We start from the raw sequence: 13,372 nt of genomic DNA on the forward strand, positions 1-13,372 counted from the left end.
TGTTACCTTTCATCCTTCTGAGCCGTCTTCTTGGCATCGGGAACGCCGGCAAGGAGCCGGAATTCCTTCAGCCCCGACGGCGCGAGATCTTCCATCAGTTCAACGAAATCCATATGCACCATCCGGCGCACACGCCGCGCCAGATGCGGGATAGGGCTGGACGGTTCGGTGCGGTCATAGAAGGCGACGACGAGGTCGAGGCATTTCACCACGTCGTCGCGCGAGGAGATGCGGTCGGGAAGCCCCGTGCTCGGTTCTGCGTAGCTTGCCACACTTGCCATAGTATCGGCTCCATGACCGTTTCGAGCAGTCGCTGCCGGTTCCGCCGGCGTCGGCGGCTTGGCCGTGCCATTCGCGCCGGCGCCGGCTGCCGAATTCCGTTCGAGGGTCGTCAGCAAACGCTGCAGAAATCGTTTTAATTCCGGAACAGGAGGGCCGCCGCCCTCAAGGCGAGCGTTGAGGTTGGTTTCGACCGCATCGAGAGCCGCGATCGCCGCCCGGGCGTCGGCGACGAGCGAGACCATCTCCGCCTTGGCTTGATCCATCTGTGCCGCACATCCGGCACGCACCCTGTTCAAGAGTTGCCCGTGCGCACTGACCAGTGTGGCTTTTTCTGCCGCATTCAATCCCGAGGCGGCTTCCTGGAGCATGACGCGGTCGTCGAGCGCGCCTTGTTCCAGATCGCGTCCGCTGATTGGCCCGATCGAGCGTGGCGCAAAGAACGTCATCTGCCGCAGGTTCGCCAACAACCCGTCCTGACCATTCTGGAGGTCGAGCAGTGCGTTGATGCGGCGCAAGGCGGCATCGCGTGGCGAAGCGTTGGGCCGCAGTGCCGGATGCATGGTCGCCCAATGTTGGTCGAAGGTCTGCGCAATGAGGGTCAGACCCTGCGCGAGCCCGGCCAGTCCTTCTTCATTGGCCAGAGCGCGCGCGACGATGACGAGCAGGCGCAGGTCCCGGCCATGGGCGCGCAGTTCCTCTGCCTTTGCGAGCACCGCAGGCCAGTCGACCGGAATGGTGCTTTGCGAGTTGGGCTTGTTGTTGCCGTCGTGGACGACCTTGACCTGGGGTTCCGTCAGGCGCTCCAGCTCATGAAAAGCCGGATCGTTGCGCAAATCCTCCCCTGACGGATTTTCACCGTCGAGCGAAGTAAGCCAGAGTGCGATATCAATCACACCAACCCCCCAGCATCCGGCCTCAAGCCGTATGTGACCTAACGTTATCACACCGTCGCACTTTACCACAATTGAAGGACTGCTCAAAAATTAACAGAAGCTAAATGCAACCGGCTTGAGGCCGAAATCCATGGCGTGATTGCGAAATCCCGCTGCGAAACGCATCGCACGGGGGCGCTCAATTCCGTGGTTGTTTGCAGCCGGTGGTGCGGGACCTTTCGAAAGCGGACGAAGCCGATTGAACCCGCGTCAAGCCCTCGCCATCACACGCTTTGTCAAGTGACCGCTTATGTGGCAGGTTATCGGCTGGCAGATTGCAGGAGCACGTTCGATGGAACAGCGCCGGTCATCGCAGACCTTCAAACGCAAGGAACTGGTCGGCAAGCTCAATCCTGTCGGTGTGCGCGCCTTCAAGGCTGCCGCCGACACCGCCAAGCTGCGCGGCAATCCCTACGTCGAACTCGTCCACTTCATCGAGCAACTGGTGCTTTCCGACCGCTCCGACGTGCAAATGATAATCGCCGATGCGGGGTTGGATGCGAGCCGGCTCACGGCCGATATGACCCGCGCCGTCGACAAGCTGCCCTATGGCGCGACATCGATCGAGGAATTCTCCGACCACATCTTTCATGCCATCCAGGAAGCCTGGAACCTGGCAACGCTTGAGTTCAGCGTCGAAGAAGTCCGCAGCGCGCATATTCTCCTTGCTTGCCTTAAGACGCCGGTGCTGGAAGGCCTGTTGTCGAAGATCAGCGGCGAGTTCGACAAGGTCGACGCGGACGCGGTCATCGCGCGGTTCGCCGATGTCACGGAGGGCTCGCTCGAAGCCGGCGCCTCGACCGCGGTCTCCGCCGCAGAGGCGCCGAGGCGGCTTTCGGGCGGGGATTCGGCGCTGGCGAAATACGCCACCGACCTGACCCAGCGCGCTCGCGACGGCAAAATCGATCCGGTCGTCGGCCGCGATCCGGAGATCAGGCAGATCGTCGATATCCTGATGCGGCGCCGGCAGAACAATCCGATCCTGACCGGCGAGGCTGGGGTCGGCAAGACCGCGGTCGTCGAGGGTTTTGCCTTGCGTATCGCCGAGGGCGACGTGCCGCCCAGCCTGCGGAACGTCAGTGTACGCATGCTCGATGTCGGACTGATGCAGGCGGGGGCAAGCGTGAAGGGTGAGTTCGAAAAACGGCTCAAGGCTGTCATCGACGAGGTTCAATCGTCCGAAACGCCGGTCATCCTGTTCATCGATGAGGCCCACACCTTGATCGGCGCCGGCGGCGCGGCTGGAACGGGCGACGCGGCCAATCTGCTGAAGCCGGCGCTGGCGCGGGGCGAATTGCGCACAATCGCGGCAACGACCTGGGCGGAATACAAGCAGCACATCGAGAAGGACCCGGCCCTGACCCGCCGTTTCCAGGTGGTAAAGATCGACGAGCCTTCGGAGGTGGTGGCCGTTCTCATGTTGCGCGGTGTGGCCGGCGTTCTGGAGCAGCACCACAAGGTACAGATACTGGATGAGGCGATCGAGGCGGCGGTCGGCCTCTCGCATCGCTACATCCCGGCGCGGCAATTGCCGGATAAAGCGGTGAGCCTTCTCGACACCGCTTGTGCCCGTGTCGCCATATCGCAGCATGCCACGCCGGCGGAGGTCGAGGATATCATGCGCCGCCGCCAGGCGCTGGAGGTCGAGCGCGGTATTATCGGCCGCGAGGCTGCGATCGGCATCGAGGTGGCTGAGCGGCAGGCCCGGGTCGAGACTGGTTTAGCCGAAAGCGAGGCCACGCTGGCCGCAGCGCAGCAACGTTGGGATCGCGAAAAGGCCCTTGTCGCCGAGATACTCGAATTGCGCGCCAGGCTGCGCGGCGAAGGTGTGCCGCTGGATGAGACGCCGGAGATCACCGTCGAAACAGCAGGTCCGGACGCAGTTGAGACCGAGCTGCCTAAGACCGAAACGCCCAAAATCAAAACGGCCAAGATCGACGCGGCGACACCGGCGGCTGCCGATGTCTCTCCGCCCGATCCGGCCGCCGATCTCGCCCGGCTGCGCGAACTGATGGCAGAACTGGCCGAGGCGCAAGGCGAGACGCCGCTCATCCTGCCGTCGGTCGACCGCAACGCCGTGGCGGCGGTCGTTCAGGACTGGACGGGAATCCCGACGGGGCGGATGCTGTCGAGCCAGACCGAAAAGGCGCTGCGGCTCGCCGTGACCCTGTCCGAACGCGTCGTCGGCCAGGACCACGCCATGGAGATGATCGCCAAGCGCGTACAGACCAGCCGCGCCGGGCTCGGCCCGCCCGAAAAGCCGGTGGGTGTGTTCCTGCTCTGCGGCCCCTCGGGCGTCGGCAAGACCGAGACCGCCTTGGCGCTGGCCGAGACACTTTATGGCGGCGAGCAGAACCTCATCTCGATCAACATGTCCGAATTCCAGGAGGCGCATACGGTTTCCACCTTGAAGGGGGCGCCGCCCGGTTATGTCGGCTACGGCAAGGGCGGCATCCTGACCGAGGCGGTCCGCCGCAAGCCCTATTCGGTGATCCTGCTCGACGAGGTCGAGAAGGCGCATCCGGACGTGCACGAAATCTTCTTCCAGGTCTTCGACAAGGGAATGATGGACGACAGCGAGGGCCGGCGCATCGATTTCAAGAATACGCTGATCCTGCTCACTTCGAATGTCGGCTCCGATGTCATCATGGATCGCACCAGGAATGGCACGCTGCGGGTAGGGCTCGACGATCTGGACGCTGCCTTGCGCGGCCCGCTGCTGAAGGTCTTTCCCGCGGCCTTTCTCGGCCGGGTGGTGACCATTCCCTATTATCCGCTCTCGGATTCGATGATCGAGGCGATCACCCGCCACCAGTTCGCCAAGATCGCTCGTAGGCTGCGTGCGAGCCGCGACGCGGAATTGGTGATCGGCGACGGCGTCATCGACCTGGTCAAGGCTCGCTGCACCGAGATCGAATCCGGCGGGCGGATGATCGACGCCATTTTGACCAATACGCTTCTGCCTGAATTGAGCCGCGGCGTGCTGAACCGCTCGCTCGAGGGCGAAAAGATAACGAAGGTGACCGTCGGCGCCTCCAAGGAGGGCTTCACCTACGCCTTCGAGTAGCTTCGTCGGTCAAACGCCTGTCGGATGCAGATAAGTATTCGATGAAGGGCGATCCTCGAACGTCCACCTTGGGACGTTTCGGCCATTCAGCCGTTAAGCTTCGCGTAATCTCCCCAATCTATCATGGCGCCAGATTGGGGAGGAACATGAAACGCAACCCTATTCTGCTTTTTGCCTTTCCGGCTCTCATCATCGCGCTTCTGGCAGGTGAGCGCGTAGCGACCGTCTCGCTCGGAACTTATCCGGCCAGCCCCATCGCATGGAGGATCTGGCTTGAACTGCGTCCGTTGGCGACGATGTTCTGGCAACAGGTCGATCTTTATCTGGGTGGCTCGATGGCCATCGATGCCGCCATCCTGATCGCTGCGTGTGTTGTCTTGTGGGTGGCGCACCGCACGAGAAAATCGGCTGCGTTCTTCCTTGCCAACCACCTGGCGCTGCTTTTCGCGGGGCTGATGATCGCGGTCGCCGGTCATGCGCAAACAGCGAGCGCGATCGCCACATTCGCCGAGCCGAGCGTGTTCCCGTTCTCGCTGATGCTCGACGTCAGCTGGGAGAACAGCCTCGTGCTCGTCATGGGCCTCGCGGCCTGCGCCTACTGCCATGTCGCGTTCCTGCGCGAGGCCCGGCAGCGTGCGGAGGCCTTGGCCGTGCGCCTCATGGTTTTGAAGCGGGATTTCTAATCTAGCCGGCGCGGCAGGCGCCGGGTCTTCGCACCCGTCTCTAATTGATCTTGCGATAGTAGACCTTGCCATCCGGCGTTTCGGTTCGCTGGTAGCCGGGGTTGGGTGGCGGCGGCGAGGCGGCGATCCTCCTCTTGGGCGGCCGCGGCGCATCGGCAGCGGCGGGTTCGGCCGCGACTTCGGTGTCGGAGGACGCCTCCGCCACCGTGCTGGTGGTGAAGACGGGTTCCGGCGCGGCGGCGAGACCGGCATCGCCAGCCGGGGGAAGGTTCTGTTCCACCTTGGCTATGTTGCCGTTGATCTCGTTGAACCTGCCTTGCAGCTGGCTGTCGAGCTTTTCAAACCGGCTTTGAAAGCCGTTGTTGACGCTGTCGAGCCGGGCACCGATGCGCTGCTCGAAGCTTCCGAGTTGTTCGAGATGCGCTTCCACGACGCGCAGGTCGGTGATGCCCCGGTAAAGATAGACGGCGGCCGTGGCGTTCAGCACCGCAAACAGCGTCAGTCCGACGCCGATCGCGACGGCCAGGCGGGACCGGCTGGTGGCGCGGTCGAGCAGTTGCGGTTCGAGCTGCTGTTCTATCGTCGGCACACGCGGATCGCTGATCGTCGTCATTGAACCACCACCTTGGTGCCGATCGGCACGCGCTTGAAAAGATCGATCACATCCGTGTTGGTAAGGCGAAAACAGCCGGATGTGCCGTCGAACCCGACGCCCGACGGGTCGTTGGTGCCATGGATGCGATAGAGCGTGTCGCGCCCGTCCCGAAGCAGATAGAGCGCCCTGGCGCCGAGCGGATTGTAGGGGCCCGAGGGCACCAGCTCCGGCAGTTCCGGCTGGCGGGCGCGCATTTCGCGCGGCGGGCGCCATTGGGGCCATTCCGTTTTGGCGCCGACTTTCACAGTCCCGGTCCAGCCGAAGCCGTCGCGCCCGACGCTGATCTGGTAGCGAAGCGCCTGGCCCTGCCGGGTGACCAGGTAGAGCGCCTTCTCGTTCTTGCGGATGATGATGGTTCCGGGCTGCTCGCCGGTCGCGAAGGCAACGGCCTTGCGCAGGCTGGGGCCCATCGCCGGCAGCGGCGGCCGGTCCGAAAGCCCCGACCGCGCCGCGGCGACGGTCTGGACGGACATCGCCAGCACCACGCCGAGGGCGCAGGCGCCGGCGAACCTTGGCGCGATGCGATGTCTATCGGGCAGCGTCATCGAGCCGCTCCTTGAACATCTTCTTCAGATCCTTGTTGAAGCGCGCGCGCCCATCCACTTCGGAAGGCAGGATGGCGCGGTTCAAGGCATCGGTCAGCAGGGCGTTGTCCAGCGCGACCGACTTGATGTGCGGCGCCTTGAATATCTTCTCGAGCTCGCTGCGCGAGAAATGGTTCCCGAACCATTTGCGCTTGTGCTTGTTGGCGACCAGCGTGATGCTGACCGCATTGCCGCGCAGCTCGCGGATCTTCTTGTAGAGCCGCTTGCCTTGCCGCAGCGAGGCGACGTTGAGTTCGAAGACGATGAAGATCTCGTCGCTCGTCGAGAGCACGGAATTGTGCCACGGCGTTTCGATGTTGGGCAGGTCGATGACGATGTCGTCGAAGCGGTAGGCGACGAGATCCAGCAGCCGGAACACGAAATCGCTGCCTTGCGGCTCGAACGGCAGCTGCGGCCGCTCGAACGCGTAGAGGGTGAGACCGGATGGCCGCGAAAGCTTGATGACGTCCATCAACTCGACATCGAGCCGTTCCGGCTGGCCGATGATGCCGGCAAGATCGAACTGGTTGAACAGATTGAGGTAGGCGCCGCAATTGGCGCTCTGGAAATCGAGATCGACCAGGCAGGTCGAGGCCGCGCGTTCCTTCGATTTCGAGGCGAGGAACTCGGCCGCCGAGAGCGCCAGCGTCGTCGCGCCGGCGCCGCCGCTGGCACTGATGAAGGTGATGATGCGGCTTTTCGTTCCCTGGTTGCCGGTGTCGTGGAAGGTCACCGCGTTGAGCAGTTCCTTGCCGTCGAGCGGCTTGTGCAGCCAGTCCGAGGCATTCATGCGCACCAGAACGCGCGTCTGTTCGGAGGTCAATTCGTCGGAAACGGCGATCAGCGGCACGCTCGCCCACAGCGCGCGCGCCTCGACGATGCCTGGCCTGCCGAGCAGCTCGCCATTGCCGAGGTCGAGGATGACGATGCCCGGGCGCGTATCGGCGGGTGGCCCCTTGAGAAAGTCGCCCGTCTCGGAAATCCGGACATCGTAGATCGCCAGCGCATCGAGCCGCGTCGCCACATCGCGCTTGAAATTCGCATCCGAAGAAAACAGCGCCACCTGCTTGCGCTTGGTCGGCAGAACCTTGGTGTTGATGGCGTTCATGGAAAGGTGCTCTTCATGTCTTCACCCGTGACCGTGCTCAGCATCGAGGGCATGGTGATGTCTGCGAATCCGAGCAGTCCGCCCAGAAAGAAGAACTGGAACGTAAGACCCTCCAGGCTGACCGTGACTGTCGGGACCGGTCCACCCGGGCGGCCCCAATAGCCGAGGCCGGTCGCGGAGTAGGTGATCCTGACATTCGCCGGCTGGAGCCTGGGGAAGAACACGACCATGCGATTGTAGATCGCGTCGAAATTCGCCTGGTTGAATCCAGTACATCCGCCTGCACCGGTACAGGAATAGGTGGGGAAGCTGCCAGGCGCCATAGCCGTGCCCACCAGCGGCACGTTCGTGGTGACCGCGGCGCTGGCAAGCACGGTACTCACTGGATTGGAAATGGAGGCTGCCCTCGCGCCGACTTGGACCGCCTTGTTCGCTGCATTCCACTGGTAGAGGGCATAGCCAAAATCGACGAAGCCAAGCGTCAGCGTAAGAAGCAGCGTCATGGCAATTGCAGCCTCAACCATGGCTGCTCCGCACTCCTCTTGTCTGAAATCACTCAATGGTCGCATGCTAATACCCAATAAATCGCTCCTCATGTGAAGCGGTGATGGTGATGGGACCGATACCGATATAGGAGAGCAGCGACGTAGCCCCATATGCGTAGCTGGTGGTCACGCGGACCGTGCGGACAGTCGCACCGCTCCCTCGATAGTCCTGCAGCCCCGTGTCGGGATCGACCGCATTAGTGGTGTCATAGGTTGATATGATGACCGGCTCGTCGGTGCCCCAGTCGGCCACTCTCAAGGTCCCGGCCGTCGGCGTCCCATATTTGGCGATGTTCTGCGCCGTGGTCGTGCAATTCACGGTGGCGAAGCCGGTCGTGCAACGTGCCATGTACCGTGCTGCGTCCTGCAGGCCCACTTCTATCAGCAGCTTCCGGTGGATGACTGTGCCGAACTCGAATACACCCGCCGATAGCGCGATCATCAGCGGCGTGATCAACGTCATCTCGACCAGGATCGCGCCGCGCTCCTCGCGGCCGAATTTCCGGGCGAGTCGGCGAAGGATCCCGGTGCGCTTAGCGGTAAAGTTGGACATTGTCCTTCGCGAAGCCGACCATGGTTCCACGCCCTGCGTTGCCGTCGATGTCAACGATTTCGGCGAACACGTCGTCGCCAATAACCGGCTCGGTGAGGAAGAAACTCGCAAATCCGATCGCGGTCATTGAGCCACTCTGCCCGTTCAATTCGCCCGCGTACTGGTCGCAGTCGACAATGGCGGCATAGACTAGCCGACGATTAGGGTCGGTCGATGGAGTTGCGTGACACATTGCTTGGCCGGTTTCACCACCGACGGAGTGAGTGTTCACCAGTCCGGGGGTGTTTAGCTCGTATTTGTAGAGGTCGTATCGAGATGGCGGGTTGGTGTTGGAGTAGGCGTTTCCGCTCGCGTCTCTGAAGCCTGCCAGTTCACCATTGGGATAGTTGGCGGCCACGTAGCCGTCGTAGTCCCAAAGGCCATTGCCGATGCGCCCGTCAAAGAGCGGGTAAGCGGTGTCCTGCGTCAGTCCATGGAATTTCGTGAGATCGGTCGCGGGGATCATATCGCACGGGTCTGTGCCTGGGTTTTTTCCCTTCGGCTTGAAATCGAAGCCCTTCCGAATATTCGGTGCGGGAGGAACAGAGGCATCGTTCTTTCCAAAGTGAGGCCCGTACATGTCGAAGCGGGTATTGAACGCCGCCTTGGCCTTTTCGGTCAGACTGCCGGTCTGGGTGTAGATACCTCGGCTGTTCACGCACTCCGGGAAATCGACATGGGCGATGTCGTCGGCAAGGTCGCCCTCACCATAGCCATGGGAATCGGCGGGTCTAAGGAAGCCCATGTTGCCAGGCCCCCACGACGTCGAGCCCATCACAAGCTTGATGCCCTTTCGGAAGAAGTTCTGATTGTTGACCACATCCTGCAGGTTCTGACCGGGGAACGGGTTACAGATGAAAAGGGGGGTCATGTCGCAGACTACGACTCCGGCAAAGCCTGCGACCGCGGTCGCTCCGATGTTGAAGGCATTATCCCCGGTATTGCCAGTCAGAAACGAGGCGGGGAAGATCGCCGAGAAGCCAGTCGGGTTGACCGTCACCTCGACAAATTCGGCTTCGGCAGCTCCCGCAACCTCGTCCGTGATGACGTCCTGCACCCTGATTGCGTCAGTGTCATTTGGCGGAAGCGACCGCAGGTAGCGGCGGGTTATCCCGGCACTTGTCAGCGTCTGTATCGGCCCCGCGCTAGAGAATTTATACGTGTTGTCGACGAGATTGGCGATCGCCCTATCGGACCGAGTGATCGAATCCGCCTTGCCGTCCAGTTCCGCCGCACCGGCCAGAGCAAACGCGTCCGACCCTTTCTGCAAATCGTTGTGCAGATTGTTCGCACGGGACATATCGATGACCAGCAGCGCGAAGCCGATAATCACCGGCAACATAATCGCCACCAGGATCATCGCTATACCGCGTTGATCGTTCCAGAAGGCGCGAATGGTCCCCAACATGACCTTACTCTCTGCTTTCCTGCGCCAGGGCCCCTCGCATGCCCGGCGCCCTCCGCATCCTTCCGTTCAGTTCACGGTGTCACGCCGGACCCACCGACATTGACCGTGATCGCCGGCGGCGGTGGCGGCGGCGGCGGAAATTTGTAGTTGTGCGCAACAAGCGCGGCGCGCGTGCCGTCGCCTTCGATATGTGTGTTCCGGGAGGCCGGATTGAGCGGGTCGACCGTCTGCAGCATCGAATTGTATTTCTGCGTGTCGCCGGCGGCCAAAGTCACCGAGTCGTAGTGGTTCAGATAGTCGGCGGCGCAGCCCGTCAGCAAGCCGGTGCACACAATGAGGACCAAGGCGCTATTTCTTGACATAGAGCATCTTGTCCTTCGATTTGAAGTCCAGCATGTGGCCATAGGGGCCGGTGACGCCTTCGCCGTGTTCATATTTGCGGATCATGTCCTTGTTCACCTCGAGCTGGCCGAGCAGGAACAATTCGGGATCGTTGGCCGGCCGCGTCTTGTCGAATGGTGTCGCCAGTTGTTCGCCGGGCTTCACCGGCCGCACGAGGTGCGGGGTGACGATGACCACCAGCTCGGTTTCTTCCTTCTGGTTGCTCGAATTGCGAAACAGCGAGCCGATGACCGGCACCTGGCCGAGCCACGGCACCTGGTTCTGGAGCTTTGTCGTCTTGCTGGACAAAAGCCCGCCCACCGCAAAGCTCTGCCCGTCGCGCAGTTCGACGACGGTATCCAGTTTGCGGTTGGTGAAGATCGGGTCGCCGGCGGTGGTGAAGCCGGTCAGGTCGCTCACTTCGGGCGCCAGCTTCATATGGATCTTGTCGTCGGCGAGCACGACCGGGGTGAACTGAAGATTGACGCCGAACTGCTTGTATTCGATCTGGATCAGGCCATCGGCGGTGACGCTGCGGATAGGCACCTGGCCGCCGGCATTGAAGCTGGCCGGTTCGCCGGAAAGCGTGGTCAGGTTGGGCTCGGCCAGCGTGCGCACCACGCCCTTGGCTTCGAGTGCTTCGATGATCAAATCGACCTTGATGTTGCTGTCGATGACGCGGGTGATCAGAGCCGCGAACGGATTGGAGTTCGACAGGAGGCCACTAACAAGGTCTCCCGCGCCGAGCACCGCTCCGTCCGCGTCGACAGTGCCAATGCCTGTTCCGCTCCGGGTTGTGCCGCTCTTGTTGGTGCTCCTGATCGACACGCCCAGATCACGGCCGGCGTTGCGCTTGGCTTCCAGCACGCGAACTTCGAGATTGACCTGCTGGCTGTCGTCGACGATGACGGAGTTGATGATGGCGTCAGGACCGTATTGCTGCGCCACTTCCATGATTGCGGCGAGCGTGGCGCCGTCCTTGACATGGCCGCCGAGCCTGACCTTGCCGTTGATCGAGCCGATTTCGATGCGCGACCTCGGTGCCACCTGGCGGATCGCCTGCGCCATGTCGCTGACGTCGACGCCGACCTCGATCTGGATGACGCCGAGCGAGCGCTTGTCGGTGGAAAACAGATTGACCGTGGTGGTGCCGGCGCCCTTGCCGATGACATAAAGCGTGCGGTCGGTCATAGGCTGCGCATCGGCGATTTTCTCGTCGCCGACGACGATATCGCCCAGATTGGCATTTACCTGCACGGTCACCGATTGCGACATCGGCAGGAAGATGCGATGGACGCTGGGGTTCGACACGTCGATGAAACGGTCGGCTGCATCGGCCGCCAGACTCGACAGCAACAGCACTGCCAGACAAGGCAATGCCGCCGCCGCCAACCTCAACCAAGCCCCCTGCATCCCCGTCTCCCCAATCGCTGCCGGTGGCAGCCTCGTTTTATTAGCCGCACTCTATCATGGTTGCCGCGGCACGTCATATGTCTCGAGCTTCACGCCTCGGAAAACGCCCACTGACACATTCTTCGGCGGTTCCGGCTGCACATATTTGACCACTTCCTTGACGACCGGCTGCGGCGCTGGTGCCGTCACCACGACCGGAGCGGGCTTTACCTTGCCCAGTTCGTCAAGGCGGCTTCCCACCCGCTCAACGGCCTGGGTCAACCCGGCAATCTTGTCCGCGGCGCGCTTGCGCTCGGCTGCTGCCTCCGCTTCGGCTGCTGCCTTCTTGTCGAGCTCCGCCTGCCTGGCGGCGACATCGGCCGGCGTTTCGCCGATCAAATCGGAAAGCGTTACTCGTTCGGTGGTCTCGCCCTTGCTGGCCGCGGCCTGGCGAAGCGCCAGCGACAATTGGCCGGCGCCCGCTGCCAGGGTCAGCTTCTGGGCATCCTTGGTGCTGGCCTCGAGCGTCACCGACTTCACCACCGTCGGGCTTTCCTTGCTCTCGTCGGCCAGCTGGTCGATGGCGAGCACCTTCATGCTCTGCAACAGCACGTCGACAAAACTCTTGTCCGCGCCATCGTCGCCGCGCACGGTTCGCGTCAGCAGCACGTCGACGCGGTCGCCCGGGAAGACGAAGCCGGCGACACCGAGCACGTCATTGACGCGGATCGATACTGCTTTCATCCCTTCGCCCAGCACAGCCGAAAGCGTGGCGCGCTGGCCGGGGCCGGTGATCTTGTTGGCGAGAACAGGTTCGTTGACGCCGATTGCCTGCAACGCCTGCTTTGTGCCTTCGCCGGCCAGCGCCTCTTTCGTTGTCTTGAAGGCGCCCGTTGGAACCGCACCCGCCGGCCACGCGACTTCGCGCAATTTGTCGGCGCTCAGTGCGTCGCCAAACTTCAGAGGCATTGCCGCTACGACGACAGTGCTGCCTTGGACGATCCCCGTTTGCGCCATGGCGCTTCGCTGTCCGGCCAGCCAGATGTTGGCCAGAACCACCGCCAGGACGCCGAACACGCCGGCGAGAACGATCATGATAAGCGTATTGGCGCGCATGGCTTTGCTCCCGTCAGACACTTGTCGGTTCCATCGACGTCAATGATTCCGTTGACGTCGATGGAAGCTAATGTCGACAACCGGTGTTAGCCGCCGACGCCAGCGGTAAGGACCGTAGTCAAAGCCTGCCATTGGGTGCTAACCCAGGCCCCGACCGCGATAATCGACACGATGACTGCCGCGGTAATGATACCGAGCAGGATTGTGTATTCGACCATGGCAGCGCCGTCACTATCGTCGCGGAACTGCCGGGCCATCGTCATGAGCTTCTTCATGCGAATTTCTCCCTTGAGATTGAACCCGACGAGACAGAGCAAAGGATGAAATCCATACCCAAGCATCCCCCGTCATCCCAATCCTTGACCTGGGAAAAAACAGAGTCAAACGGGATTAACAGTTCCTTAACCTTCCAATACCTGTTTCTCAGGGATCTTGCGAGATCGATTCTTAGCAAGATATTGATTCGACTAATTTTTCAAGCTCCTTAACCATTCGTTCACAATTTTGCCTCACTCACGGCAGTCATTGGTTTACATTAGCTGTTATGCATATTCCTTTATATCTAATGGGTTAGCGATCGCTTAGAAGACAGGATGGCCTGTCGTGGTCATAAGGTTCGTGAGCGTC

Annotated in this window: 13 protein-coding genes; 2 read left to right on the forward strand and 11 right to left on the reverse strand. The window is 61.8% G+C overall.

Annotation, left to right across the window (positions count from 1 at the left end):
• Positions 1-2: 2 nt before the first annotated feature.
• Positions 3-1,175 carry a type VI secretion system protein TssA gene (gene tssA / locus NKI49_RS01400; RefSeq protein ID WP_352598333.1) on the reverse strand — a complete coding sequence of 391 codons (1,173 nt, stop codon included), beginning with the start codon at positions 1,173-1,175 and terminating at the stop codon, positions 3-5.
• A 331-nt stretch (positions 1,176-1,506) separates the two neighbouring features.
• Here tssA and tssH point away from each other — a divergent pair, with 331 nt between their 5' ends.
• Entirely contained in the window at positions 1,507-4,281 is a 2,775-nt protein-coding gene (gene tssH / locus NKI49_RS01405; RefSeq protein ID WP_352695504.1) for a type VI secretion system ATPase TssH, read from the forward strand.
• A 41-nt stretch (positions 4,282-4,322) separates the two neighbouring features.
• Positions 4,323-4,964 carry a hypothetical protein gene (locus NKI49_RS01410; protein WP_352598106.1) on the forward strand — a complete coding sequence of 214 codons (642 nt, stop codon included), beginning with the start codon at positions 4,323-4,325 and terminating at the stop codon, positions 4,962-4,964.
• A 40-nt stretch (positions 4,965-5,004) separates the two neighbouring features.
• Here the strand turns inward: NKI49_RS01410 and NKI49_RS01415 are convergent, their stop codons facing one another.
• The 10 genes from NKI49_RS01415 to NKI49_RS01460 form a co-directional block, all read right to left on the reverse strand.
• Positions 5,005-5,577: a hypothetical protein gene (locus NKI49_RS01415; RefSeq protein WP_352598105.1), complete on the reverse strand. Its 573-nt coding sequence runs from the start codon at positions 5,575-5,577 to the stop codon at positions 5,005-5,007.
• The gene (locus tag NKI49_RS01420) at positions 5,574-6,164 is read right to left on the reverse strand and encodes a L,D-transpeptidase (protein WP_352598104.1); all 591 of its coding nucleotides are present in this window, start codon (positions 6,162-6,164) and stop codon (positions 5,574-5,576) included. The genes NKI49_RS01415 and NKI49_RS01420 overlap by 4 nt, the downstream gene beginning before the upstream one ends.
• Complete coding sequence (locus NKI49_RS01425) at positions 6,148-7,311, reverse strand: CpaE/TadZ family protein (RefSeq protein WP_352598103.1); 1,164 nt, start codon at positions 7,309-7,311, stop codon at positions 6,148-6,150. Before NKI49_RS01425 ends, NKI49_RS01420 begins: the two co-directional genes overlap by 17 nt.
• Positions 7,308-7,835 (reverse strand): TadE/TadG family type IV pilus assembly protein, encoded by a 528-nt coding sequence (locus tag NKI49_RS01430; protein WP_352598102.1) that lies wholly within the window; start codon positions 7,833-7,835, stop codon positions 7,308-7,310. The genes NKI49_RS01425 and NKI49_RS01430 overlap by 4 nt, the downstream gene beginning before the upstream one ends.
• A gap of 46 nt (positions 7,836-7,881) precedes the next feature.
• On the reverse strand, positions 7,882-8,409 hold the full coding sequence (locus NKI49_RS01435) for a TadE/TadG family type IV pilus assembly protein (RefSeq protein ID WP_352598101.1): 528 nt from the start codon (positions 8,407-8,409) through the stop codon (positions 7,882-7,884).
• Entirely contained in the window at positions 8,390-9,856 is a 1,467-nt protein-coding gene (locus NKI49_RS01440) for a pilus assembly protein TadG-related protein (protein ID WP_352598100.1), read from the reverse strand. Before NKI49_RS01440 ends, NKI49_RS01435 begins: the two co-directional genes overlap by 20 nt.
• A gap of 71 nt (positions 9,857-9,927) precedes the next feature.
• Complete coding sequence (locus tag NKI49_RS01445; RefSeq protein WP_352598099.1) at positions 9,928-10,200, reverse strand: hypothetical protein; 273 nt, start codon at positions 10,198-10,200, stop codon at positions 9,928-9,930.
• 4 nt (positions 10,201-10,204) lie between these two features.
• Positions 10,205-11,650 (reverse strand): type II and III secretion system protein family protein, encoded by a 1,446-nt coding sequence (locus NKI49_RS01450; protein WP_352598098.1) that lies wholly within the window; start codon positions 11,648-11,650, stop codon positions 10,205-10,207.
• Between the two features lie 54 nt (positions 11,651-11,704).
• Complete coding sequence (gene cpaB, locus NKI49_RS01455; protein ID WP_352598097.1) at positions 11,705-12,745, reverse strand: Flp pilus assembly protein CpaB; 1,041 nt, start codon at positions 12,743-12,745, stop codon at positions 11,705-11,707.
• An 86-nt stretch (positions 12,746-12,831) separates the two neighbouring features.
• Positions 12,832-13,020 (reverse strand): Flp family type IVb pilin, encoded by a 189-nt coding sequence (locus tag NKI49_RS01460; protein ID WP_352598096.1) that lies wholly within the window; start codon positions 13,018-13,020, stop codon positions 12,832-12,834.
• Between the last annotated feature and the right edge of the window lie 352 nt (positions 13,021-13,372).

This window comes from Mesorhizobium sp. M0587, assembly GCF_040320945.1.
In the GTDB taxonomy this organism is placed as follows: Bacteria; Pseudomonadota; Alphaproteobacteria; order Rhizobiales; family Rhizobiaceae; genus Mesorhizobium.